Raw genomic sequence first — 24,599 nt, 5'->3', positions numbered from 1 at the left:
GTCTACCAATCTCGCGGTCGATTGCCCCGGACGCCCGGTGGCTGACCGCGATACCGGCCCTCGACCGGTCAGTTGTCGACGCATCCCTCCGTCGAGAGGCCAGTTGTCGAGGCATCCCTCCGTCGAGAGGCCAGTTGTCGAGGTGACCCCTCTGTGCCAGCCCGCAGCGAGACAGTTAGTCTCTCGGGGATGACGACGTTGGCGGGGAAATGAGTACCCATAATGGATCTTGATATTGAGGCAGCAGAGCTACCCCATCAGGTCACACCCAAGCAACGATTTTCCTATGACGAGAAGATCCGCATCCTTCAGGTGTGGGACAGGGCGGGAGAGCCGGGCCTGAAAACCGCACTGTGTCACCGTCTCGGGATCAGGCCCGCGACAGTGGCTGGCTGGGCGAAACGGCGACGCGAGGGCACCCTCATCCGCCGCGAAGCTAAGCACCGCAGTGCAGTCGTGCAGCGCGACCAAGCCGCGCAGCTGAAACTTCTCGCGAAGGAAAACGACACCTTGCGGCGTGAGCTGGCCCGCGCTGAGGGTGCGGTGGATGCGTTGGGAAAAGCATCCGAGCTCTTGACCGCGCTGGCCAAGAGCTCGAAACCCACCCCGCAACGGATGGCACCGACGCCGCCGTTGCCGCCACTGCGGCGGCGCGGCAAGTAATCCTGTTCGCGCTGGTCTGCGCGCTGATCGCCGCCGGTACCAGCACGGTCGCTGCGTGCGCTTTGGCCGGATACCCCCGGGGCTCGTTTTATCGCGACCGCGCCGGCCCCGCCATCCCGGTCACCGATCCGATCCCGCAGCGCCTGCGCCCGCAGCCCGCGATGCTGGACCAGACCGAACGTGACCGGGTGTTGGCGTTGATCAGCGACAGTAAATATGCGGGCCTGTCGCTGTCACAGATCTTCTTCCGCGCCTGGGACGACGGCCACTGGGTGGCGTCGAAATCGACCTGGTATCGCATCGCCCGCGCCGCACGGCTCGAGTTACGCAAACACAGAAAGCGGGCCAGCAAGAACCCGCGGAAGATTCCGGAACTGATCGCGTCAGCACCCACCCAGGTGTGGTCGTGGGACATCACGAAGCTGAAGGGGCCCCGTTATGGGCAGTGGTTCCACTGGTATGTCATCATCGATATCTTCTCCCGCAAGATCGTTGGCTGGCGGCTCGACGAATACGAAGACGGCACCTTCGCCCAGCAAATGATCACCGCTGCTGTTGCCAGCAACGGCGCCGAACCTCGGTTCTTTCATTCCGACAATGGCGCAGCGATGATCAGTAAACCTGTCGCGTTGCTCTTAGAACGGTTGGGCATCACGCGGTCATTTTCCCGCCCGAAGGTCTCGAACGACAACCCATTTTCTGAGGCGTTGTTCCGCACCGGAAAGTATGTTCCCCAGTTCCCCGAAGTCTTCGACAACATCACCCACGCCCGCGAGTGGGCGGGCTGGTTCGTCCACGAATACAACATGAACCACCGCCATTCCGGGATCGGATATCACACCCCGAACGATGTCCACGAAGGCCTCACACTCGAAATCGACACTGCACGAACCAGAACCCTAAATCTGGCCTACGCGATCCATCCGGAACGGTTTACTACCCCACCCACACCACCACGGGTGCCCACACACTCCGCGATCAACGACCCACGCGGCAAAACCACACCAACCCCAACCCTCACCCTGTCTCACACAGGTTGACAAACACCGGACCCTTCACCGAGCGGCCAGTCCCGTCGCATTTTCTGCGAAAAGCCGTCGATTCTTGTCCGCTGGGCGCGCGAAATGAGCGGGTCGGGTCGACAACTGCCCGCTGGCTGGGTTGAAGGTTCGGTGGCGTGGGGTGAGGACAGCGCATCCGCAGCGTGAGGGCCGTTTTCCGCCAGCGCAGAGGTGAGCTGTTCACAAGACTGACGGAGTGAAGACAAACCTCTCTGCCGCTGTGACGCATGACGTCATTGATCCCGCCATCCTCAACTTCGGCACTCCGGTGGTGTTGCTCAGTACCGTCGCGGGTGATGGCACGCCGAACCTGGCGCCGATGTCATCCGTATTCTGGCTGGGAAAGACCGCGATCCTCGGCATGGGCGGCCGATCGCAGACCGCGCGGAATCTTCTCGCCACGGGCGAGTGTGTTCTCAACCTGCCGTCGGTTGACCAGGTCGACGCGGTGGACCGACTCGCTCTGACCACCGGGCGCGCGGACGTGGCCGCGTCGAAACGATCGGTGGGCTACCGGCACGAATCGGACAAGTTCGGCTGGGCCGGCCTGACTCCCGTGCCTGCCGTCTCAGGGCGCGCGCCGCGAATCGCGGAGTGCCCCGTGAATCTCGAGGGGCGGCTCGTCGCGCACCACAAACTCGCGCCAGCCGATCTCGCGCCCGCGATGCTCGACGACCCTGCGACCTACCTCTTTGAGGTGGCGATCGAGCGGGAGCACGTTCTGCCCTCTGTCCGCCAGCCCGGGACCACTAATCGTGTGGACCCAGACCGGTGGCGTCCGCTGGTGATGAGTTTCCAGAAGTTCTATGGACTCGGCGCGCAGGTGCACCCGTCGCGTCTCGCGACCATCGACGAGGAGTGGTACCGCTAGCGCGTGGTACGGCTAGCGCGTCTACGCGAAGGCGTTCACCCCGGTGAGCTCGGCGGAGTACGCCCAGAGGCGAGCCGCGGCATCCGCGTCAATCGCATGCGGGTTTACGCCGGCGATCTTCGCATCCGGGGAATCGGCCACGGTCGGCTCGGCGATGTCGCAGTCTTCGCAGTAGACCCCGCCCTTGCCGTCGAGGAGGGGGGATGTCGCGGCCCAGGTTGCGGTGGCGGCGCCCTGTTGCGGCGTCTTGAACCGGTCGCTGACGGTGCCGTCCTCGGTCATCCACCCGGAGGCGATCATTTCTTCGCGGGGGAGGTGACGCTGGAGCGGGGTCATGATGCCGCCGGGGTGGGCGGCGAACGCCCGCACGCCGTGCTCGACACCCAGCTTGTCGAGCTGCACAGCGAAGAGGCTGTTCGCCGTCTTGGCCTGCCCGTAGGCGAGCCACTTGTCGTAGCCGGTGGTGAACTGCGGGTCGTCGAAGCGGATGCCGGAGAGCTTGTGCCCGGTGGACGACAGCGCAACGACGCGGGCTCCTCCGTCGGCGACGAGGGCGGGCCAGAGCAGGTTGGTCAATACGAAGTGGCCGAGGTGGTTGACGGCGAACTGCGATTCCCAGCCGTCGCCGACCCGTGCCTCGGGAGCGGCCATGATGGCGGCATCGTTGATCAGGATGTCGATGCTGCGGTCACTGGCGAGAAAACGCTCCGCGAACGCACGAACGCTGGCGAGGTCGCCCAGGTCGAGTTCCTCCACCGTCACGCCGATGAGGCCACGCTCGGCGAGAGCTTCGCGGGCCACCTCGGGGCGCCGCGCGGGAACGATCACGTGCGCCCCGGCGTGGCTTAGGGCCGCAACCGTTTCGATGCCGAGGCCGGAGTAGCCGCCGGTTACGACGGCGATTTTGCCGGTGAGGTCGATTCCTTCGAGTACTTCGGTGGCCGTGGTGCGTGCGCCGAATCCGGACGGGATTTTGAGTTGAGCAGTCGTCATTGCGCGAGTCTAGGCTCGCAAGTCTGACACTGCGCCGTGAGTTGCCTTAGTTCTGCACCGAGCCGATCTGCGCTTCGGTTTCGACCTGCTTCGCGTTCTCCGCGTCGACCTTTTCCTGGGTGACCTTGGTCGCCTTCGCCAGTGACTTCTTCACCTCGGCGGCCCACTTCTCTTCGATGAGCGCGACGATCCCGGAGCTGCCCGGGGGAAGGGCCTCTTCGACGTCGGCCTTGATCTCGGCCTTCTCCCGGTGGGAAACAAGTCCGCCGATACCGAGGCCCGCTGCCGCACCGACGAGCGCGCCGGCGAGCAGGGTCGGCGGGAAGATGAGTCCGACTACAGCGCCGCCGACTGCGCCCCAGGCCGAACCCTTGCGCGCGGTGTGGAAGTCGTCGTCGACGTGGATCTTGCCGTCTTTCTGGCGGCTGACCAGGATGAGCCCCTTCACCTCGATGAGGTCATCGTCTGCGAGTTGCTTGATCGCCTCCCAGTCGCCCTTTGCCGAGTCCGGGTCGGGATAGGTCGCGATGTAGAGGTCCACCGGTGTATCGATGTCGGATGTCATGAGTAACTCCGCTTCTTCTTCGTTGGTAGGCGTGTGCCACGGCCATCGTGGACGGTCGGGTCGCGAAGATCGTCACCTGCCCGGGGTGAAATACGGCACGGCGTTTCCGGTGCGCAGCGAACTCGCCACGTCGATGACCCGCTGGTTGCTGCTGCCCCGAAATCGCAGCCCCAGGTCCTTCTTGCCGATCTCGAAGGGGCCGTCGACGAGCACGTCGATGCCGCGAAGCAGCTCCACCTTGTCGTCGGTGTCGAGCAAAAGCTGCTCGTAGGTATAGCCCGACCACGACCAGATGTCCTTGCTGTCGCCGAACTCCGCGCGCACCCGGCGGACGAGCTCGAGGCAGACGCCGGTATTGAGGAACGGCTCCCCGCCGAGCAGCGTGAGCCCCTGCACGTAGGGCTGGCGGAGATCCTCGATGATGCGGTCCCCGAGCTCTGCGGTGTAGGGCGTGCCGTAGCGAAAGTTCCAGGTGGACTGGTTGAAGCACCCGTCACAGGCGAAGAGGCATCCGCTCACATACAGGCTGCAGCGCACGCCCTCGCCGTCGACGAACACGAACGGTTTGTAGTCCGCGATGTAGCGCTGGCTGAGGGTGTCTGATCGCCACTGGCGGGGCTTTGGAGTACGCATTGCGGTGTGCAGGCCGGTCGCTCAGCCAGCCGCGCCGGTCATGTGCTTGACCCGGGACACGATCTCCTGGTGGCGACCGTGCACCATCGGCCGTGCCTGCGGGTTGCCGAGGTAGCCGCAGGTGCGCTTGACGACATCGCAGGACTGCGGGTCGCCGTTGCCGCAGTCCGGGCACTCGAATCCCCGCGCGGTGGCGTCGAAGTCGCCGGAGAAGCCGCAGGCGTAGCAGCGGTCGATGGGGGTGTTGGTGCCGAGGTAGCCGACCCGGTCGTAGGCGTAGTCCCAGACCGCCTCGAGTGCCTTCGGGTTCTGCTGCAGAACGGGGTATTCGCAGTAGTGGATAAACCCGCCCGAGGACAGGGGCGGGTAGTCCTTCTCAAAGTCGAGCTTCTCGAACGGCGTCGGGTTCTTGCGCACGTCGTAGTGGAAGCTGTTGGTGTAGTAATCCTTGTCGGTGATGTTCTCCACCCGGCCGAACTTCGCCGTGTCGAGGCGGCAGAACCGGTCGGTGAGGCTCTCGCTCGGCGTGGAGTAGACGCTGAACTGGTAGCCGTACTCCCTGCTCCATTTTTTCGTGTGGATGTCGAGAGTCCGCAGAATCTGGAGGGTGAAGTCCTTCGCCTCCGAGTTGTCTTCCCAGGCGCCTCCGAAGAACGCCGCCGCAACCTCGTACAGGCCGATGTAGCCGAGCGAGACCGTGGCGCGTCCGTTCGCGAAGAGGGTGTCGACCGAGTCGGCGCGGTCCAGCGTTTGCCCGAATGCCCCGTAGACGTACAAAATCGGGGCGTTCGCGGGGATCGCCTGCTTGCTGCGCTCGATCCGGTAGACGAGGGCGTCACGGGAAATCCCGAGCCGGTCTTCGAGGATCTTCCAGAACTTGGCCGGGTCGCCCGCGGCTTCGAGCGCGATTCTGGGCAGGTTCAGGGTGACTACGCCCAGATTCATCCGCCCCTCGGACACGTCAATGCCGTTCTCGTCGGTCCAGCCCTGCAAAAACGAGCGGCAGCCCATCGGCACCTTGAAGCTGCCGGTGATCTCGACGATCTTGTCGTAGCTGAGAACGTCGGGGTACATGCGCTTGGTCGAGCACTCCAGCGCCAGCTGCTTGATGTCGTAGTTCGGGTCGTCGGGCTCGAGGTTGAGGCCGCGCCGGAGGGTGAAGATCAGTTTCGGGAAGATGGCGGTGCGCTTCTCGCTGCCGAGTCCGTCGATGCGGATCTGCAGGATGGCGCGTTGGATCTCGCGCTCGAACCAGGTGGTGCCGAGGCCGAATCCCAGCGAGACGAACGGTGTCTGGCCGTTCGAGGTGAAGAGGGTGTTGATCTCGTACTCGAGGCTCTGCATCGCGTCATAGATGTCCTTGCGCGTCTTCTCCTCCGCATACGGGCGGCGCTTGGCGGCGTCGTCGATCCAGCGCTCGGCGTCGGCCAGGTGCTTGGCGAAGTTGGCCTCGGCGTAGGGGGCGAGCAGTTCGTCCGCGCGGTTCGCCGAGCACCCGCCGTACTGGCTCGATGCGACGTTCGCGATGATCTGCGAGATCTGAGCCGTCGCGGTCTGGATCGACCGGGGCGGCTCGACGTCGGCGTTGCCGATGCGGAAGCCGCGGCTGAGCATGCCCGCGAAGTCGATCAGGCAGCAGTTGGTCATGGGCGCGTAGGGGCTGTAGTCGAGATCGTGAAAGTGGATGTCGCCCTTCTGGTGGGCGTTGGCGACGTGGGGTGGCAGCATCTTGAGGCCGATGGCCTTGCCCACGGCTCCGGCGGTCAGGTCGCGCTGGGTGTTGAAGACGTCGCTGTCTTTATTGGCGTTCTCATTGACCACGGCCGAGTCTTTGCTCAGCAGGGTGGTGATCGAGTGGTTGATGTCGGTCGACTTGCTGCGGGCGAAGTCGCGCTGCGTGCGGTAGCCGATGTAGGCCTCGGCCAGGTCGTACTCGCGGCTCTCCAGCAGGGCATGCTCGACGATGTTCTGGATCTCGTAGATCTTGATGTCGGCACTGAACCGAGTGGCGATCTCGCGATCCACCGCGGTGACGATGTCGGTGATCGCGCGGTACACCAGCGGCGTCATCACCTCGTGCACCCCGGCCGCGGCCTTGACGAGAGCGTCGTAGACCTTCGTATTGTCGAAGGTGGTGCGGCGTCCGTCACGCTTGATCACGGTGACGGTGCTTGCTTGTGAGGCGGATGTCGCGGGGGCTAGTTCTGTGGAGCGCGGGTTCATGCGCTCCAGCCTAGGAACCGGCGGCTCGTCAAAATACTATATTTAGTCCCTATTGTGGGAGCCGACCGCTATATATTGCGATTGCGCGCGTGTTTGCGCGATCAGCGTGCCGCTACGCGGATTCTTCGTTGTCGTTGTCGTTGTCGTTGTCGTTGTCGCGGCGGCAGACGGGCGGATCGATCGCGTCGAGCACGCGGTGTGAGGTGGAGCGCACGGCTTCGAGCTCGTCGGCGCTGAGCACGTCGAAGAAGTAGCGGCGGATCGTCGCCGCATGGTCACGCATCGAGCCGAGCACCGCGCGCATGCCGTCCGGGGTCAGCCCGATCCAGGTGCCCCGACCGTCGGAGTCGCAGTCGCGGCGGGTGACGAGCCCGCGGCGGGCCATCCGGGTCGTCTGGTGGGAGACGCGGCTCTTCTCCCAGCCCAAAATCTCGGCCAGCTCGCCCGAGCGCAGCTGCCGCTCGCGAGCGTCGAACACGGCGAGCAGAACCTCGAAGTCGGGGCGCGAGATACCCGCGTCGTGCTGCAACTGCTTCTCGAGGGCGTGGTCGAGTTGGCGCCGCATGGTGGTGAAGGATCGCCACACGTCCCACTCGGCGTCGGTGAACTGCGATACCTCCGTCATAACCTCAGCTTAGGGCGCTGGTTGACGCGTCACCCAGTGCTGGACAAACGCTCAGCAACGGGCCTGGGCCGGTGACACGCGGGCACACCCGGGACGACAATCGACCGACTTTTGGGGGGCGCAGTGAGAGGCTAGTGCGGTGAGCATGTCTACGCAGCAGCCGGACGCAGGGTCGCTCTTCGCGGAGCTCGGCGAAGATGCCATCCGAGTGGTGCGCCGCTGGCTGTCCGAATCCGCTGAGGCCACCCCCGATCCGGGTGCGCGTCGTCTCGCGGGTCTGCTCGCCGACCCCCGCGGGCTGGACTTCACCCTGGGATTCGTCGACCGGGTCGTGCGGCCGGAAGACCAGCGCGTTGCCGCTCGCAATCTCGAACGGCTGAGCCGCAGCATCCCCTCGTTCCTGCCCTGGTACGAGCGCGCTGCGATCTCGTTCGGCGGCGGCTTCGCTCCGCAGTTCCCCTGGCTCGTGGTTCCCCTGGCGCGGAGGGTACTGCGCCGGATGGTCGGCCACCTCGTGGTCGACGCGAGCGACGCCCAGCTCGGAGCGACGCTCGCGCGGCTCCGCGGCGAGGGAGAAGGCACGCCGGGCGAGGGAACGCCGAGCAAGGGAACGCCGAGCGAGGGAACGCCCGGAAAGCGAACCCGGCTGAATCTCAACCTGCTGGGCGAGGCCGTGCTCGGCACCAAGGAAGCCGACCGCCGCCTGGCCGGCAACGTCGCCCTGCTGAAGCGCGACGACGTGGACTACGTCTCGATCAAGGTGTCGGCGATCGCGAGCGGGCTCTCCCTGTGGGGCTTCGACGCCACCGTGGACCGCGTGGTGGCGCGGTTGATTCCGCTCTATGAACTGGCGGCCGCGGCATCCACCCCTAAATTCATCAACCTCGACATGGAGGAATTCCGCGACCTCGACCTCACGATCGCGGTGTTCCAGCGGTTGCTCGACCAGCCGCAACTGCGCGCGCTCGAGGCCGGGATTGTTCTGCAGGCGTACCTTCCCGACGCGCTCGCCGCACTGCAGCGCCTCACCGCCTGGGCTACGGCCCGCCGCGCCGCCGGGGGTGCGCCCATCAAGGTGCGCCTCGTGAAGGGTGCCAACCTCGCGATGGAGCGCGTCGACGCGACGCTGCACGGGTGGCCGCTCGCCACCTATTCGGCGAAGGTCGACACCGACACGAACTACAAACGCGTGCTCGACTGGGCGCTCACGCCCGAGCGCGCCGCCGCCGTGCACATCGGCGTTGCCGGCCACAACCTGTTCGACGTGGCGTTCGCCTGGCTGCTCGCCAAACGGCGAGGGGTCGAGGACGCGGTCGGCTTCGAGATGCTGCTGGGCATGGCGACCGCGCAGGCCGAGGCGGTGCGGCGGGATGTCGGCACGCTCGTGCTCTACACGCCCGTCGTGCACGCGCGCGAGTTCGACTCGGCGATCAGCTACCTGGTGCGCCGCCTCGAAGAAAACGCGAGCAGCGAGAACTTTATGAGTGCCGTCTTTTCACTGGCGGATGATGCGGGGCTGTTCCAACGGGAAGCCGACCGTTTCCGTGCCTCACTGGCGCAGCTCGATGGCGAGGTTCCGGCGTCGCACCGGGTGCAGCATCGCGAGCACGCCGTGGCTCCCGGGGCGCCCGGGGCTCCCGCGGTCGCCGCGGACGATCCGGTCGCGCTGGAGGCCCCGGTCGCTCCCACTGGCGATGGGCCTCGCGGATTCGGCAACGAGCGCGACACCGACCCCGCGATCGCGGCGAACCGGGCCTGGGGGCGCAGGGTCATGGAGCGCAGCCGGCACTCGACCATCGGGCGGGCGACCATCGCGGTCGCGCGCGTGGTCAGCGCCGACCGGCTCGACCGGCTCATCGACGTGACCGCCCGCGCCGGCGAGAGCTGGGCGCAGACTCCGGCGATCACCCGCAGCCGCCTCCTCCACGACGTCGGCGACGTGCTCGCGGCGTTCCGCGGGCGCCTCGTCGAGGTAATGGCGATCGAGACCGGCAAGACCATCGCCGAGGCCGACGCCGAGGTGAGCGAAGCCGTGGATTTCGCGCACTACTACGCCGAGCGGGCCCTCGACCTCGACGGCATCACCGGCGCGCGCTTTGTGTCGCCGCGCCTGACCGTGGTCGCACCGCCCTGGAACTTTCCCGTCGCGATCCCCGCCGGGGGAGTGCTCGCCGCGCTTGCGGTGGGCAGCGGCGTGATCCTCAAGCCCGCGCCGCTCGCCCGGCGTTCGGCCGCGGTGCTGATGGAGGCCCTGTGGGAGGCCGGGGTGCCGCAGGATCTGCTCACCCTGATCGACGTCGAGGAGGAGGACCTCGGGCAGCAACTGATGTCATCGCCGCAGGTCGACCGGGTGATCCTCACGGGCGCGTTCGAGACCGCGCAACTGTTCCACAGCTGGCGGCCGGAGCTGCGACTGGTCGGAGAGACCAGCGGCAAAAACGCGATCATCATCACTCCGGGCGCCGACTTCGACCTCGCCGTCGCCGACGTGGTCAGGAGCGCGTTCGGCCACGCCGGCCAGAAATGCTCCGCGGCATCCCTCGTCATTCTCGTGGGCACCGCGTCGCTCTCCGACCGGTTCCGCCGCCAGCTGGTCGACGCGGTGACGTCGCTGCCGGTGGGCTATCCCCAGGATCTCGCGGCGCAGATGGGCCCGCTCATCGAACCGGCCGAAGGCAAGCTCCGCAGCGCCCTCACCACGCTCGAACCCGGCGAACGCTGGCTGGTCACCCCGCGGCAACTCGACGACACCGGTCGACTGTGGTCGCCCGGGGTGCGTGACGGCGTTGCGGTGGGAAGCGCGTTCCACCAGACCGAGTACTTCGGTCCCGTCCTCGGTGTGATGACCGCGGACACCCTGGAGGATGCCATCGCTCTTCAAAACGGCACCGACTTCGGTCTCACTGCCGGAATTCACTCGCTCGACGTTGACGAGGTGGAGCGCTGGCTCGCCACGGTCGAGGCGGGCAACCTCTACGTCAACCGGGGCATCACCGGAGCGATCGTGCAGCGCCAGCCGTTCGGTGGCTGGAAGCGGTCGTCGGTGGGCACTGGCGCCAAGGCCGGCGGTCCGAACTACCTGCTCGCCCTCGGCGACTGGGCTCCCCTCGAGGCGCCCCCGAGCGACGACCTTCGGCTCGACGGGCTCAGTCGGCAGGTGAGCAAGGTCATCAAGGTGTCGCAGGTCGGCATGCAGTACGACGAGTTCGACCGGGTGCGCCGCGCGGCACAGAACGACGAGGCGGCCTGGGTGAGCGAGTTCGGACTCGCCCGCGACGTCAGCGGACTCGTCATCGAGCGCAACGTCCTGCGCTACCGGCCGGCCCCGGTGACCCTGCGGCTGTCGGAGAAGCACGCGCTCGGCGACCTCGTGCGCCTCATTGCCGCCGCGGCCCGCACCCGGTCTCCGCTCACGATCTCGTCGGCGCTTCCCCTGCCCGCCAGCCTGGTCGAGCTGTTTGAGGCGAAGGCCAGCCCGGTTGCCGTGAACTCGGTCACCGTCGAGAGTGATGCGCGGTGGCTCGAGCGGGTGCGTGGCGGTGCGGTCGAGACATCCCGCATCAGACTCATCGGAGGTGACCCCGCGCAGCTCGCATTCGCGCTCGGCGACCGGGTTGATATCGCGGTTTACGCGGGTCCGGTGACCACTGCGGGACGGATCGAACTCCTCACCTTCCTGCGGGAGCAGTCGGTGAGCATCACGGCGCACCGGTTCGGCACCCTCGACCCGGAGCTGAGCGGGCTTCGGCTGTAGGGCAGACTTAATCATCACGCTCTGCATCCTCACGCACGAAGGAACCCCCATGACGATCCGCGCGGCGGCAGACGGTTCGGCGCTCGGCAACCCCGGGCCGGCCGGCTGGGCCTGGTACGTCGACGACGCCTGTTGGGCGGCCGGCGGTTGGCGCCACGCCACCAACAACCAGGGCGAGCTCATGGCGGTGTTGCAGTTCTTCCGCGCGACCGCGCATCTCGATGACGACCTGCTGATCCTCTGCGACAGCCAATACGTGATCAACTCGGTGACCAAGTGGATGCCCGGCTGGAAGAAAAAGGGCTGGAAGAAGGCCGACGGCAAGCCCGTCTTGAACCTCGAGTTGCTGCAGGAGATCGATGCGGCCCTCGTCGGACGCAAATACCGCTTCGAGTGGGTCAAGGGCCACGCGAACCACCCGCTGAACGAGGCGGCCGACTCGCGGGCGCGGGCCGTGTCGGAGGCGTTCCAGCGCGGACGTCCGATTCCCACCGGACCCGGCTGGACCCGTGAGGGGGATGCCGCGGCGCCCGTCTCCGCCCCCGCCGACGGCAGCGGCCTCCCCGCAAACGCCGGTGGCGCGGTCGCTGGTCGCGCGAGCGCTTCGCTGGGCACGCGCTCCGCGTCGGGCACTGGCTCCGCGGCCGGGGGTTCTGCCTCGGTCGCAGGTTCTGCGTCGGGCGCGAGTTCCGCGGCCGTCGTCCCGGGGGCAACCGCGGCCGCCCGCGCCGCGCGCAACGCTGCCGCGGGCCAGCCGCTTTCGTCCACTCAGCCGGCAACCGCCGCGCGACGGGCTCGCACCGGGCAGTCGGCCCCGAGTCTCTTCGACTTCGACGCCTCAGGAGGGGTAGCGAGTGGCGAGGATGCCGCAGCGGTCGAGGTTTCGCTCACTCTGGACCGTCCGCGGTACGACAAGCTCCGCGCGATCGCCGCCCGCGACGGGATCACGGTCGAGGAAGCACTCGCCCGCCTGATCTAGCCAGACTCGGGCGACATAAGGGCCCGCACCAGACACTTTCGCGATGCCGCCGCCGTCTCAGTCTCGGTCACGGTGGCCGAGTGAGGCTTCACTGCCGCTCGCCTCGTCGACCGGCCACGTGTCGACTCCGACCCTCGTCGACCGGCCACTTCTGGGGGCGAAATCGCGAAAAAGTGGTCGACGGCTGTCCTCTCGATGCGGAGGAGCGGTGGCGAGGTAGCGGTTGCTGTCCTCTCGGCGCGCGAGAACGGCTAGCCCGCCGTTACTTCAGTGCCGTGGTGACATACGCGAGGGCGGCAGCGGGGCTGATGCCGAGCTGCTGCACGCGGTCGGCGTACGCGCGGGCGGCGAGCTGTGCTTGCTGCTCCGCGACATCCGCCCGGGCATTCACGAACGTGCCATTGCGCCCACGCGACTCGAGAAAGCCATCCGCCTCCAGCTCGCGGTAGGCGCGCAGCACGGTGTTGGGCGCGATGTTCAGCTCATCGGCGAGTCCGCGCACGGTCGGGAGCCGGGTCCCGGCGAGCAACGATCCATCGGCGATCTGCGCAACTAACTGCACGCGCAATTGCTCGAACGGCGGAACCGTCGAGTTCGGGTCGAGTGAGAGAGCCATGGATCCCGATGGTAGCGTGCGGCCGTTACCTCATCATGGAGGGCACGTGACGCGCTCCGTGATGTGCTCCGTGACGCGCTCCAGATGTGCTCGGGGTGTGCTCTACGGTGTAGCCCGCTCCTTGGGCTGACTGATCTCGTCTCCGGCGGCGAGGCGCGCGGCGTTCCAGTCGAGCCTCTCGACTACCCCCGGATCAGTCTGTGCCAGTGCAGTGGTCGCCGCCTGCGCCTCCCTAAAGGCGCGAATCGTCGACTCGACCGTGGACTCGATGGCGCTGCGTCCGAGCACGGACCACGATGTTGCCTCCGCGACAAGCCGCTCGGTGCTGATGCGACGGTGATCGAAGATCCCATCGACGGCCATCGCCAGACTCCAGTCGATCCGTCCGGATTGAAAAAAGTTCGGCACCGCGTCGTACAGCTCCGAGATAGTTGTGCCTGCAGTGGTGTGAAGGAACGCGACGTTTTTCGCATGAGCGTCGTTGTTTCCCACGAGAACGTGGAACACCAATTGCTCGAGCCACCTCGTTGTGGCCGCTGACGACTCGGGCAGGCTGCCGGTCAATTCGGCGATTCGAAATGCACTGGGCCGCGACCGCAGGTTAGGTCGATCCGGGTCCTGAAACTTCACCGCAGAATCCTTCCAATCGAGGCCGAGAGCCTGCGCGGCATCTTCCTGGTGCACGAGACTCACCGCGTGATTGTCTACTTTCCGGTCGAACCTCTCGATGGCGAGAAATGTGGTCTGCCCAGCAGTCGCGATCTCGCTCGCGAAATGAGACAGTCCCATATGGCGCGCAAGTTCATGGCTGTAGAACTCGTTGTAGATATTGCCTGGGCGCGATGGGAGCTGCGGCTTGAGGATGTGGGTTGAATGAGCGCGGCCGTGCGGTTCATACCAGTCGCCATCAAACCGAGCCAGCAGTAGCTTTGGCTGGAAACCAGGAATCATCGACCGGCCATCGTCCTGCACGCCCAGGTCGTGCTTCTCGATTGCTTGTCGGAGCCGCTTGCTGACGCTGTCGTCGTCCAGCAGGCGGTAGCTGGGTGTGTAATTCGCTGGCTCGGCGGGGTCACGGAATGTCAGCGCCCCGCCAAGAGACCCACCGAACTCACGGAGAACGGCGAAGAGGTCGTCCGGATCGATCCCCCGATGCTTCGCCATCGCAACTCGCTGATTGCCGTCGGGGGTGTACCCACCGAAAAAGTTCGACACGAGTGACGCATTGGGGGTGACGCCCGGGATTGCCGCAAATGACTCGGTAAGCGTGATCTCTCCGGGCGCGTAGCTGCTGCCCCAGTCAAACGAGATGCGCGACTTGTCGTTCTTGGCTCGGCGATAAGGGGTGACCTCGCCGAGGAAGTCGTCGTGCAGAAAAACTGCGAGTGCGTCAGTCACGGTCGATTGCCTCGGGAGCTTCCGGTCGTTCGGCCGGCGGATGGATCTCCCGCTTGAGGGTGTAGGTCACACTGACGGTGATGCCCAGCACGTTCATGGCCCGGAAGAGCCGGGTGATGTAGAGGGTGGGTTTCCCCTTCTCCAGGTCTTGAAGATAGTTTCGCGACATCGCCAACTGTTCCGCCAGGTCTTCCTGCCGAATGCCACGCGACTCGCGGACAGCTTTGATTATCGCGCCAAGATCGCGAAATTTACCCACACGTATCGTCGTGGTCATCGTCTATCCCTCCTCAATGCCTCAATATTCTTGCATCCCCGCAAGCAACTATATCCGTGCATGGCTCAATGTGGCGATATTCTTGCATTGAGCGATGCAAGAATATTACGGCATAGCTGTATGCAAGAATATTCGTGCATATGTCGACGGCAACCAGCCGTGCGCGTCGCGCTCGCAGTGCCCCAAACTCAGCAGGCGTCGAAGACGTAGTCGGGGTTGTCCGGGGTGACGAGGTCGCGGTCGCGGAGGGTCGTCAACGGAATGCTTGAGGGGTCGGCGCAGACTTCGGCGAAGGCGACATCCATCTCATCTGCATATTTGGTCTCGAGGTACTCGATGTCGATCACATTCGTGCCATAGACGTCGGAATAGGCGTCACATTCGTCGAACGCCGCGCACTCCTCCGCGATGGCAAAGAGAAAGCCGGCCTCGTCGCGTCCGCGGGTGGCGAGTTCGGCGCTGTTCTTCTGTCCGGCGGCGAGTCCCGCATCCGCGGCCTTGTCGACGAGAAGAGTGGCCAGGGCGATGCTGTCGTCGAGGGTGAGGGCGCCGGACGACCGCGACCAGGAGTCAAGGTTGTCGAACTCCACCGCGTCGAATCCGCGCTCGCCGCACTGAGCGATGGTCTCGCCGATGACCTCGGCGATGGCCGTGCGATTCGACTCCGTGGACGTGTCGAGGATCATCTCGTCCGGCCAGTTGGGGTCGATGACCGGCTGGCCTGCCCCGTCCACGCCTTCCGCCCTGCCGCCGCCCTCCCACAGGATCAGCTCGGGGTGCTCAGCCAGCCAGACCGCGGCATCCTGCGGCTGCGTCTGGAACCCGTTCACGTAACAAATCGAGTACATGCCCTCGGCCGGGTAATCGCCGCTGTCCCGAACGACCAGGCCAACGCCGGCGGGCGGCTCGTAGCTTCCGCCGAGCTGGTAGTCGGCCTGCACGTCGGTGGGCAGCGTCCGCGTTTCGCCGGCATCACTTTGGCCGGCATCAGCTTCGCTGGGATTTGTGGCGGTGGATGTCGCGGGCGTACTCGCGCACCCCCCGAGCAGCGCGGCCGCAGCAACGAGCGCACTGCAGGCCACGAGGCGACGATCTAGCTTCATCTTCACAGGGTACCCAGCGCGGTTTCGTAGGCTGGACCAATGCCGATTGTCACGGGCGAGGCCCGATTGTTCCGCAGCGCCAAAGCGACCCTGGGCGAGAGCCTGGTCTGGGATCCGGTGGGTGACCTGCTCTGGTGCGACATCACCGAGGGGACGCTGCACCGCAGTCCCTCCAACGGATCACCATTCGGCGCGGAAGACGGCACGGCCGCGCTGCCCGCACCCGTAGCGTCATTCCACCGCGCGACAGCGGGTGGCCACGTGGTGTCGCTTGGGTCCCGCGTCATCCTGATCGACGAGGCGGGCGTCGAACTGCGCGAGCTCGCCGCCATTGACCACGCCAACGACGGCATGCGCCTCAACGAGGGCAAGGTCGACCCGTTTGGGCGCTGGGTGACCGGATCGCTGGATCCCGACGGCGAACCTAACGGCGCGATCTACGTCATCGATGCTGAGGGCGGCACGACCGAGCTCATTGGCGGGTTGGGGACGGCCAACGGGTTCGAGTGGACTCCCGACGGCACCACGATGTACTTCACCGACACCGCGGTGCAGACGATTTACCGCGGGGCATACAGTCGCGACACCGGACTGACGGACGTCGAGGTGTTTGTCGCGGGCGAAATGTTCGACGGCCTCGTCATGGACGAGCAGGGGTACCTCTGGAGCGGCATTTACGGTGGCGGACGAGTCATCCGCTATTCCTCAGACGGACGGGAAGACCTCTCGATCCCACTGCCCGCTCCGAATGTGACCTCGGTCGCCTTCGGCGGGGATGACCTCTCGACGCTGTTCGTGGCTTCGGCGCGCGAGAACCTCAGCGACCAGGAGCTGCGCGGCAATCCGCTCTCCGGTGCGATTTTCGCGATCCCGACCGCGACTCGCGGCCGCCTCGCGTACACGTTTGGCCCGGCCGACGCCGAGTGACCCCGCGCGTGGGGTGAGGTGTCGCGATTGGTCTCTGCCCCTGAACCGAGGTGTCGCGTTGTGTCTCTGCCGGAATCTGAAGTGTCAGGATTCGTCGAAGCGCCACGGGTGAAGTGTCCCGATTGGTCGAGTGTCAACGCTGACGTGACACGATTCGTCGTAACTTCACGACGAGTTGCGACCACGTGAGACCCTTCGCCGCGGCGGCGGCCCTCGTGGGGTTGAAGTGTCACGACTTGTCGACCGGCGGGACGCGCGCCGCGCTCTGCTCCTGCCGCGCTCTGCTCAAGCGACGCTCTACTCGAGCCGCGCTCTGCTCAAGCGACGCTCTACTCGAGCCGCGCTCTAGCCGGGTCGACGCTCTGCTCAAGCGACGCTCTGCTCAAGCGACGCTCTGCTCGAGCGACGCTGTACTCAAGCGACGCTCTACTCCTGCCGCTCGCGCCCTACTCGTGCGGACGGTGGATGAGCTTGGACAGCACGATCGCGCTGCGGGTGTGATCGACGTTGGGGGCGACGCGCACCATCTCGAGCGCCATCTCGAGCGACGGGATGTCCCGCGACCGCATGTGCACGATCGCGTCGGCTGAGCCGGTTACCGTTCCCGCGTCGACGACCTCCGGGATACCGGACAGGATGCGTTTCAGCTCGTCCGGTGCGACGGTGCCACGGCAGAACAGTTCGACGTACGCCTCGGTGCTCATTCCGTCGACGGCGGGGTCAACCTGGATTGTGAAGGAGCGGATGACTCCGTCGGCCACAAGGCGGTCTACCCTTCTCTTGACGGCGGAAGCAGACAGCCCGATCGTTTCGCCGATGTCGCCGTAACCCGCCCGCGAGTTCTGGCGAAGAAGGTCGATGATGCCGTAGTCAAGACTGTCCATCGCCTCACTCTACGGCGAATAGTTGTGTCCGACCAGACAAAGACGGCGAATATGTGCGCGTAATGGCGAGAAACTGTCAATAGATGCGTGTGACACTGAGGGCATGACCTTGACTGACACCTCTGCCGCGCCCGTGCGCGTGCCCAGTGCGCGCACCGTGCTGATGTGCCGCCCCACCCACTTCACCGTCGTCTACCGGATCAATCCGTGGATGGACCCCGCCCTGCCGACCGACACCGCCCTCGCGGTGCGCCAGTGGGAAACGCTGTACCAGACCTACCTCGACCTCGGATTCGACGTCAAGCTGGTCGATCCCGTGGTCGGCCTGCCCGACATGGTTTACGCGGCCAACGGCGGGTTTGTGCTCGACGGGATCGCCTACGGCGCCAGCTTCACTCACCCCGAGCGCCAGCCGGAGGGTCCCGCTTACATGGATTGGTTCCGCGGCGCCGGGTTCGACGTTCGCGAACCGGCAAACATCAACGAGGGCGAGGGCGACTTCCTGCTGGTCGGCGACGTGATTCTCGCGGGCACCGGTTTCCGTAGCGCCTCGGACAGCCACGCCGAACTGGCCGACATCTTCGGCCGCCCGGTGATCACGCTCGAGCTGGTAAACCCCAGTTTTTACCACCTCGACACCGCCATCGCTGTGCTCGACGAGCGCAACATCGCGTACCTTCCCTCGGCTTTCAGCGCGGTGAGCCTGGCCATCCTCGAGCAGCGCTACCCGGACGCGATCCTGGTCACCGAAACCGACGCCGCCTTCCTTGGACTCAACTCCTTCAGCGACGGCTACAACGTCGTGATCGCCGCCCGCGCCACCGACTTCGAGCGCCAGCTGCGCGAGAACGGTTACAACCCGATCGGCGTCGACCTCTCCGAGCTGCTCCTCGGCGGCGGCGGAGTGAAGTGCTGCACCCTGGAGCTGCGGTCATGAGCGCAGTGCGGGAGTCGTCCACCGCGGCAGCGTTCCTCCGCGACGAGAACGAGCACGCCGCCCACAACTACCACCCGCTCGAAGTGGTGGTCAGCCACGGTGAAGGTGCCTGGGTGACGGATGTCGACGGCAACAGGTATCTCGATTGTCTCGCGGCTTATTCCGCCGTGAACTTCGGACACGGGCATCCCACCCTCATCGCCGCCGCCAAAGACCAGCTCGGCCGGATCACTTTGACCAGCCGGGCGTTTCACAACGACCGGCTCGGACCGTTCGTCGCCGCGCTCAGCCGCCTCGCCCATAAGGACATGGTTCTGCCGATGAACACCGGCGCCGAAGCCGTCGAGTCGGCCATCAAGGTCGCGCGGGCCTGGGGCTACCGCGTGAAGGGGGTCGAGCAGAACCGGGCAAACATCATCGTCGCCGACGGCAACTTCCACGGACGCACGACCACCATCATCAGCTTCTCCGACGACGAGCAGGCACGTGCGGACTTCGGGCCGTTCACGCCGGGATTTATCAGCGTGCCATATGGGGATGCCGCGGCGCTGGCGGCCGCGATCGACGAGAACACCGTGGCCGTACTTCTCGAACCGATCCAGGGTGAGGCGGGCATCGTGGTTCCGCCCGCCGACTACCTGCCCGAGGTGCGCCGCATCACCACGGAGAACAACGTGTTGTTCATCGCGGACGAGATCCAGTCGGGCCTCGGGCGCACCGGGGCGACGTTCCAGTGCGACAACGCGGGCGTTGTTCCCGACCTGTACCTGCTCGGCAAGGCGCTTGGCGGCGGGATCGTGCCGCTCAGCGCGGTCGTTGGCAATCGCGACATCCTCGGGGTATTGCGCCCCGGCGAACACGGCTCGACCTTCGGCGGCAACCCGCTCGCGACAGCAGTGGGGCTGGCCGTGGTCGAGTTGCTCGAGACCGGCGAAATGCAGGAGCGCGCCCGCGTGCTGGGCGAGGATCTGCTGAAGAACCTGCGCGCCCTCGTCGGACACGGTGTGGTTGCCGTGCGCGGGGCCGGACTCTGGGCGGGCATCGACATCGATCCTTCGCTGGCGACCGGACGCACGGTATGCGAGATGCTCATGGCCCGCGGCGTGCTCGCGAAGGACACGCACGGCTCGACGATCAGGCTCGCGCCGCCGATTGTGGTGGATGCCGCGGACCTTACGTGGGCCGTCGAACAGCTCTCCGCCGTGCTCGAGGAGCTTCGCGGCTAGAGCTTCGAGTGCTCCAGCCAGTGCGGGTTGTACATCACGCCGAGGACGTTGCCGAATGGATCGACAACCGCGGCGGTAACAAAGCCCGCCTCGCGCGGGGTGGGTGGTTCATACTCTGTCGCGCCCGCCTCGAGTAATCGGTCGTAGGTGCCCTGGAGGTCGTCGACGTGCCAGTAGACCACGGCACCTCCCGGCGCGGTGGGAGCTGCGGGCGGGCCGAAGCGGCGGTCGATGATGCCGAGCTCGTCCTCGCTGTCACCGATGCGAAACTCGACGTACATTGGGGCTTCGGGCGGCTCGGGGCGCACGAAGTATGGATCAACCGCGAGCACCGTGCGGTACCACTCGACGGCGGCAGGGAGGTCTTCGGCCCAGAGGCTGACGGTGGCGAGGCCACGCAGTGCAGCTGCAGCCGTGCGGTTTGTCTCGGTCATAAATCACCCTAGGCACGGCCCAGACGCGGGCGCCAGCCACCGCCGGGGATTGTCGGAGGTGGGCTCTGGACGGCGGGCAGGGGATTGTCGGAGGTGGGCGCCGGCCAGCTGCCAGAGATTGTCGGATCGTGTCGTCGGTGCGACCATGTACCTATGAGTGTTGAGCCGTCCGCGGAGACCCAGGACGGCCCAGACACGGGTTTCTTCGGTCAGCCGCGGGCGCTGGCCACGCTGTTCGGGGTCGAGCTGTGGGAGCGTTTCTCCTTCTACGGCATGCAGGGCATCCTGCTCCTCTACCTGTACTACTCAGTAGCCGACGGTGGTCTGGCGATCCCGGAGGCGACGGCGGCCGGCATCGTCGGCGCGTACGGCGGTGGGGTGTACCTCTCAACCATCCTCGGCGCCTGGATCGCCGACCGGGTGCTCAGTGCCGAGCGCACCCTCTTTATCAGCGCGACCGTGGTGATGTTCGGCCACATCGCGCTCGCCGTGATTCCCGGGGTTCCCGGGGTGGCGGTCGGGCTTATCGCCATCGCCATCGGCAGCGGCGGCGTGAAGGCGACGGCGACGACCCTGGTGGGCGCGCTTTACTCGCCCGGCGACACCCGTCGGGACGCTGGATTCTCGCTCTACTACCTCGGCATCAATCTGGGTGCCTTCTTGGGCCCTCTGCTTACGGGACTGCTGCAAACCACCGCGGGGTTCCACCTGGGCTTCGGACTTGCAGCGGTGGGGATGGCGATCGGGCTCATCCAGTACTCGGTGGGGCGCAAGCGGCTTCCGGCGCAGGCGCGCACGGTGCCGAGCCCGCTTCCGCGCAAGGACTACCCGCGCATGGCAACCATCTTTGCCGCGGCGATCGTGATCATCGTCGTCGCGGTTGCGCTGGGGTGGATCACCGTCGACAACCTCGCCACCATCGTGGTTGGCCTCACGACAATCGCGTCGATCGCGTACTTCGTGGTGATTCTGCGGTCCCGGGTTATCAACGCGGACGAGCGCAGTCGTGTGTACGCGTTTATCCCGCTGTTCATCGCGAGTGTCGCATTCTGGGCGCTCTACCAACAGCAATTCACCGTGCTCACCCTCTACGCCGACCAACGGCTCAACCGCGACGTGTTCGGGTGGGAGTTTCCGGTCTCGTGGGTGCAGTCGATCAACCCCGTCTACATCATCGTGCTGTCGGGAGTCTTCGCGGCGCTGTGGACCAAGCTCGGTACACGCCAACCCTCGACCCCGGTCAAATTCGCCCTCGGCACAATCGGGATGGGCGTGGCCTTTTTGCTGTTCATCCCGTTCAGTGGAACCGGGGACAACGGCACGCCGCTGTACGCGATCCTCGTGATACTGCTGCTGTTCACCATCGCCGAATTGCTGCTGTCTCCCGTGGGGCTGTCGATCTCGACGAAGCTTGCGCCCGAGCGTTTTCGGGCCCAGATGGTTGCCCTGTTTTTCCTGTCTGTCGCGCTCGGGACCGCGTTGTCGGGTTCCCTCGCCGGCTACTACGACCCAGACAACGAAGCGCCCTACTTCGGAGTTCTTGGTACGGTCGCGATCGTGCTGGGTGCTGCCCTCATCGTCGGCGCACGACCCGTGCTCAAGCTGATGCGCGGGGTGCGCTGAGCTGCGCAGATCCACACCTGCGTCACCGGGTGTCGCTAGTGTTGGCGGTTGGTGTGTGCTGCTCCGTGGTGGCGGCCGCCGGCATCCGCCCCCCTCGATTGGACCCTTGAATGTCCGTGCCTTCGACGCAGACCACCACAGCGCCCTTCCCGTGGATCGGGTTGCTGACTCTGGCGGGGGCCATCTTCGTGTCGGTGACGAGTGAATTTCTGCCGACCGGACTGCTGCCCGACATGGCCCGCGACCTCGACGTGAGGCTGTCGACCGCGGGGTACCTGGTCACCGTGTTCGCGGGCACCGTCGTGGTTGCCACTACCCCACTCGCCGCCCTCACCCGCCGCTACTCTCGGAAGAAGCTGGTGATCGTGGTGCTCCTGGTGATCGCCACGGCCAACGTGCTCGCGGCGATTGCGCCCAGCTACGCGTTCCTCGTGGGGGCGCGGATCCTCGGGGGCCTCGCGCACGGACTGTTCTGGGCCGTGGTCGCCGCATACTCGGCCCACCTGGTTCCCAAGCACCAGCTCGGTCGCGCCGTCGCGATCACCGCTGGTGGCGGATCGGCCGCGTTTGTTCTCGGTGTTCCCGTGGGCACGGCGCTCGGCCACTGGCTCGGCTGGCGCGTGGCGTTCATCATCATCGCTGTCGTCGTGGTTGTGCTGGTGCTCGCTGTCGCAAAGTTCCTGCCGCCGGTCGACCACCATGTGCCGCTCGCGACAGGCGAGATCGCGCTACCGATGCGCAAGGATCCCACGCTGGCCGGGGTGATCATCGTGTGTGTTGTGATCCTGATCGTGCTGACCGGTCAGAACACCTTCTATACCTACATCGCCCCCTGGCTGACCGACGTAGCAGGGTTCGAATCCGGTTCCATCGCGGGGCTGCTGTTTCTGTTCGGCGGTGCAGGCGTGGTGGGATTGTTCCTGGCGGGATTCGCCGCCGACCGCTTTCCCGAGCGGGGCTTCGCGGTCGGAATTCTCGCGGTGATGGCGTCCGTGCTGGCGCTCGCCCTGGCCTCCGGCACCACCGCGGCGGTTCTGGTCGCCTTTGTTGTCTGGGGAATCGCGTTCGGGGGAGTGCCCGCCATGCTGCAGACCCGGCTGCTGCGCACCGCATCGCCCCGGGCACGGGACCTGGCTGCGGCGCTGCAGACGACCGCGTTCAACGTCGGCATCGGCGGCGGCGCCCTGCTCGGTGGGCTGCTGCTCGACGGGGTCGGGCTCGAGGCCCTGCCCTACGTCGAGATCGCGTTTCTCGTGGTCGGGCTTTCGGTCAGCGTTATCGGCTACGCGCTGTTCGCGCGACGGTCGCGCCGCCGCCTGGCCTGACCGTCGCGCCGGTCTTTCCTGACCGTCGCCTCGGTCTCCTTCTCAGCAAAAAGAAACACACGTGAAACGTAAATCGTGGGTGGGCGTTACATTCTGCGGTTACGTTGGGATCGCAGCGTAAGCCGTTGTGGCCCGTCGGGACAAAAAAACTCGACGATGCGTCAAAGACATTGATCATCCGGCTTATCGCTGACCCTCGGCGACTTCCGGGCGATTGAGTCTGTGACACTTCTGACCGCCCGCTCAAACGCTGGAGACATAGTGCTGAAAGTAACCCTTCTTGTTGGTAATCCCAAAGCCGATTCGCGCACTCTGCGCATAGCGAAAACCCTGGTCGTGAAGCTCCTCGCGGAGGACAGCTACACGCTCACGGTCATCGACCTGGCGAACTATTCGTCGACTATCTTCACGTGGCCCTCCGCCGAGATGAACGAACTCACGCAGGCAGCGGCCGATAGCGACCTGCTGGTCGTTGCATCCCCGACGTACAAAGCCACCTACACCGGCCTACTGAAGGCGTTCCTCGATCGCTACTCCAACAAGGGCCTCCGCGGGGTCATCGCCATTCCCGTGATGACCGGCGCCGACCTCAGCCACTCCATGGGCCCCGATGTTCATCTGCGACCCCTGCTTGTCGAGCTAGGCGCCAGCGTTCCGACCAGCGGGCTGTACTTCGTTGCAAGCCAAATGGACCACCTCGATGAGATCGCCGACGCCTGGGCTCGTGAAGCCAGCGAGGTCCTCAACCTGCTGCTCCCGCTCATCCACGGCGCCGCGGCCTACACCGATGGCACTGAACCAGCACTTGAGCCGGCGGGAGCCCACCGATGACGTACCTCCAGCCTCTCGACCAGCAGTTTCAGCACGGTTTTGAAGCCGTCAGCACAGATCCCGCCGTCATACGCACAGCGTTCGGACGGTTCCCCTCCGGTATCGCCGCGCTGAGCGCTCTCGTTGACGGGGCCCCGGTAGGGATAGTTGCGTCGTCCTTTTCAGTGGGAGCGTCATTCGACCCCCCATTGGTGATGTTTTCAGTCCAGAACAGCTCAACCACGTGGCCGACCCTGCGCCGCCACGGACGGATCGGCGTCTCGGTTCTCGGAAGCGAACACGCCCAGCTGTGCTATCAGCTGGCCTCGCGTTCCGGAGACCGATTCGCGGGAGTCCCCGTCGTCGCGACGGATGAAGGAGCGCTATTTATCGACGGTTCCGCGCTCTGGCTGGACTGTGAGATCTTGTCGGAAACGGCAGCGGGCGACCACCACATCGTTCTCCTTGAAGTTAAGGCGCTCAAAGTGGAAGCCGACCAGGAGCCACTCATTTACCACGGCGCCACCTTTCGCCAACTCGCTTCATAAGCGCCGCGGGGGACGAGAAACACCCCTCGAAAGCCGGACTGCCCGGGCCCACGACCACGCAAAATTGACGCGCGCGTTGGTTGGATCGCCCCGCGATCGACATGTAACACACTCCGCACCGAAC

General features: G+C 65.7%; 22 protein-coding genes and 1 pseudogene. 12 read left to right on the top strand and 11 right to left on the bottom strand.

The features are described 5' to 3' along the window. Positions 1–222: 222 nt before the first annotated feature. The 3 genes from B0I08_RS10015 to B0I08_RS10005 all read left to right on the top strand — a co-directional run bounded on the left by B0I08_RS10015 (position 223) and on the right by B0I08_RS10005 (position 2,595). Complete coding sequence (locus tag B0I08_RS10015; protein ID WP_106212414.1) at positions 223–663, top strand: hypothetical protein; 441 nt, start codon at positions 223–225, stop codon at positions 661–663. Further along, a complete protein-coding gene (locus B0I08_RS10010; protein ID WP_106212412.1) occupies positions 564–1,703 on the top strand; it encodes an IS3 family transposase in 1,140 nt (379 codons plus the stop codon). Before B0I08_RS10015 ends, B0I08_RS10010 begins: the two co-directional genes overlap by 100 nt. A gap of 217 nt (positions 1,704–1,920) precedes the next feature. Continuing rightward, positions 1,921–2,595, top strand: coding sequence for a flavin reductase family protein (locus B0I08_RS10005; RefSeq protein WP_245884747.1), 675 nt, complete (start codon positions 1,921–1,923; stop codon positions 2,593–2,595). Positions 2,596–2,616: 21 nt separating this feature from the next. On the opposite strand, the gene B0I08_RS10000 is transcribed toward B0I08_RS10005, so the two are convergent. The 5 genes and pseudogenes from B0I08_RS10000 to B0I08_RS09980 all read right to left on the bottom strand — a co-directional run bounded on the left by B0I08_RS10000 (position 2,617) and on the right by B0I08_RS09980 (position 7,634). Then, a complete protein-coding gene (locus tag B0I08_RS10000) occupies positions 2,617–3,588 on the bottom strand; it encodes an SDR family NAD(P)-dependent oxidoreductase (protein ID WP_106212410.1) in 972 nt (323 codons plus the stop codon). 46 nt (positions 3,589–3,634) lie between these two features. After that, positions 3,635–4,153 carry a DUF1269 domain-containing protein gene (locus tag B0I08_RS09995; RefSeq protein ID WP_106212408.1) on the bottom strand — a complete coding sequence of 173 codons (519 nt, stop codon included), beginning with the start codon at positions 4,151–4,153 and terminating at the stop codon, positions 3,635–3,637. 126 nt (positions 4,154–4,279) lie between these two features. Next, positions 4,280–4,786, bottom strand: a pseudogene (gene nrdG, locus B0I08_RS09990) (anaerobic ribonucleoside-triphosphate reductase activating protein); the annotation flags it as partial. A 21-nt stretch (positions 4,787–4,807) separates the two neighbouring features. Next, positions 4,808–7,009, bottom strand: a complete 2,202-nt coding sequence (nrdD, locus tag B0I08_RS09985; RefSeq protein ID WP_106212404.1) for an anaerobic ribonucleoside-triphosphate reductase — start codon at positions 7,007–7,009, stop codon at positions 4,808–4,810. 112 nt (positions 7,010–7,121) lie between these two features. Then, positions 7,122–7,634 (bottom strand): MarR family winged helix-turn-helix transcriptional regulator, encoded by a 513-nt coding sequence (locus B0I08_RS09980; protein ID WP_106212402.1) that lies wholly within the window; start codon positions 7,632–7,634, stop codon positions 7,122–7,124. A 145-nt stretch (positions 7,635–7,779) separates the two neighbouring features. Here B0I08_RS09980 and B0I08_RS09975 point away from each other — a divergent pair, with 145 nt between their 5' ends. Together B0I08_RS09975 and B0I08_RS18040 are read left to right on the top strand one after the other, a co-directional pair. Beyond that, the gene (locus tag B0I08_RS09975) at positions 7,780–11,388 is read left to right on the top strand and encodes a proline dehydrogenase family protein (protein ID WP_106212400.1); all 3,609 of its coding nucleotides are present in this window, start codon (positions 7,780–7,782) and stop codon (positions 11,386–11,388) included. Between the two features lie 49 nt (positions 11,389–11,437). Further along, complete coding sequence (locus B0I08_RS18040) at positions 11,438–12,367, top strand: RNase H family protein (protein WP_245884746.1); 930 nt, start codon at positions 11,438–11,440, stop codon at positions 12,365–12,367. A 262-nt stretch (positions 12,368–12,629) separates the two neighbouring features. Here B0I08_RS18040 and B0I08_RS09965 read toward each other — a convergent pair whose 3' ends face one another. From B0I08_RS09965 to B0I08_RS09950, 4 genes are all read right to left on the bottom strand, one after another. Beyond that, a complete protein-coding gene (locus B0I08_RS09965; RefSeq protein WP_106212398.1) occupies positions 12,630–12,983 on the bottom strand; it encodes a GntR family transcriptional regulator in 354 nt (117 codons plus the stop codon). 102 nt (positions 12,984–13,085) lie between these two features. Further along, a complete protein-coding gene (locus B0I08_RS09960) occupies positions 13,086–14,381 on the bottom strand; it encodes a type II toxin-antitoxin system HipA family toxin (RefSeq protein WP_106212396.1) in 1,296 nt (431 codons plus the stop codon). Next, complete coding sequence (locus tag B0I08_RS09955; protein ID WP_106212394.1) at positions 14,374–14,658, bottom strand: helix-turn-helix domain-containing protein; 285 nt, start codon at positions 14,656–14,658, stop codon at positions 14,374–14,376. Before B0I08_RS09955 ends, B0I08_RS09960 begins: the two co-directional genes overlap by 8 nt. 188 nt (positions 14,659–14,846) lie before the next feature. Beyond that, positions 14,847–15,761, bottom strand: coding sequence for an endo alpha-1,4 polygalactosaminidase (locus tag B0I08_RS09950; RefSeq protein WP_106212909.1), 915 nt, complete (start codon positions 15,759–15,761; stop codon positions 14,847–14,849). A 39-nt stretch (positions 15,762–15,800) separates the two neighbouring features. Here B0I08_RS09950 and B0I08_RS09945 point away from each other — a divergent pair, with 39 nt between their 5' ends. Next, complete coding sequence (locus tag B0I08_RS09945) at positions 15,801–16,688, top strand: SMP-30/gluconolactonase/LRE family protein (RefSeq protein ID WP_106212392.1); 888 nt, start codon at positions 15,801–15,803, stop codon at positions 16,686–16,688. A gap of 446 nt (positions 16,689–17,134) precedes the next feature. Here B0I08_RS09945 and B0I08_RS09940 read toward each other — a convergent pair whose 3' ends face one another. Next, positions 17,135–17,572, bottom strand: coding sequence for an Lrp/AsnC family transcriptional regulator (locus B0I08_RS09940; protein ID WP_106212390.1), 438 nt, complete (start codon positions 17,570–17,572; stop codon positions 17,135–17,137). A 103-nt stretch (positions 17,573–17,675) separates the two neighbouring features. Between B0I08_RS09940 and ddaH the strand changes: the two genes are divergently transcribed. Next, positions 17,676–18,509 (top strand): dimethylargininase, encoded by an 834-nt coding sequence (gene ddaH / locus B0I08_RS09935; protein ID WP_106212388.1) that lies wholly within the window; start codon positions 17,676–17,678, stop codon positions 18,507–18,509. After that, positions 18,506–19,735 (top strand): ornithine--oxo-acid transaminase, encoded by a 1,230-nt coding sequence (rocD, locus tag B0I08_RS09930; protein WP_106212386.1) that lies wholly within the window; start codon positions 18,506–18,508, stop codon positions 19,733–19,735. The genes ddaH and rocD overlap by 4 nt, the downstream gene beginning before the upstream one ends. Here rocD and B0I08_RS09925 read toward each other — a convergent pair. Then, positions 19,732–20,169: a VOC family protein gene (locus B0I08_RS09925; protein ID WP_106212384.1), complete on the bottom strand. Its 438-nt coding sequence runs from the start codon at positions 20,167–20,169 to the stop codon at positions 19,732–19,734. The genes rocD and B0I08_RS09925 overlap by 4 nt on opposite strands. A gap of 153 nt (positions 20,170–20,322) precedes the next feature. Here B0I08_RS09925 and B0I08_RS09920 point away from each other — a divergent pair, with 153 nt between their 5' ends. The 4 genes from B0I08_RS09920 to B0I08_RS09905 all read left to right on the top strand — a co-directional run bounded on the left by B0I08_RS09920 (position 20,323) and on the right by B0I08_RS09905 (position 24,475). Beyond that, positions 20,323–21,792 (top strand): peptide MFS transporter, encoded by a 1,470-nt coding sequence (locus tag B0I08_RS09920; RefSeq protein WP_106212383.1) that lies wholly within the window; start codon positions 20,323–20,325, stop codon positions 21,790–21,792. Between the two features lie 110 nt (positions 21,793–21,902). Beyond that, positions 21,903–23,117, top strand: coding sequence for an MFS transporter (locus tag B0I08_RS09915; protein ID WP_106212381.1), 1,215 nt, complete (start codon positions 21,903–21,905; stop codon positions 23,115–23,117). A gap of 261 nt (positions 23,118–23,378) precedes the next feature. Continuing rightward, positions 23,379–23,948, top strand: coding sequence for an NADPH-dependent FMN reductase (locus B0I08_RS09910; protein ID WP_106212380.1), 570 nt, complete (start codon positions 23,379–23,381; stop codon positions 23,946–23,948). Next, entirely contained in the window at positions 23,945–24,475 is a 531-nt protein-coding gene (locus tag B0I08_RS09905) for a flavin reductase family protein (protein WP_106212378.1), read from the top strand. The genes B0I08_RS09910 and B0I08_RS09905 overlap by 4 nt, the downstream gene beginning before the upstream one ends. The last annotated feature ends 124 nt before the right edge of the window (positions 24,476–24,599 follow it).

It is taken from the genome of Glaciihabitans tibetensis (assembly GCF_003003265.1).
GTDB classification, from domain to species: domain Bacteria; phylum Actinomycetota; class Actinomycetes; order Actinomycetales; family Microbacteriaceae; genus Glaciihabitans; species Glaciihabitans tibetensis.
This window is presented reverse-complemented; position numbering and strand designations above follow the sequence as displayed.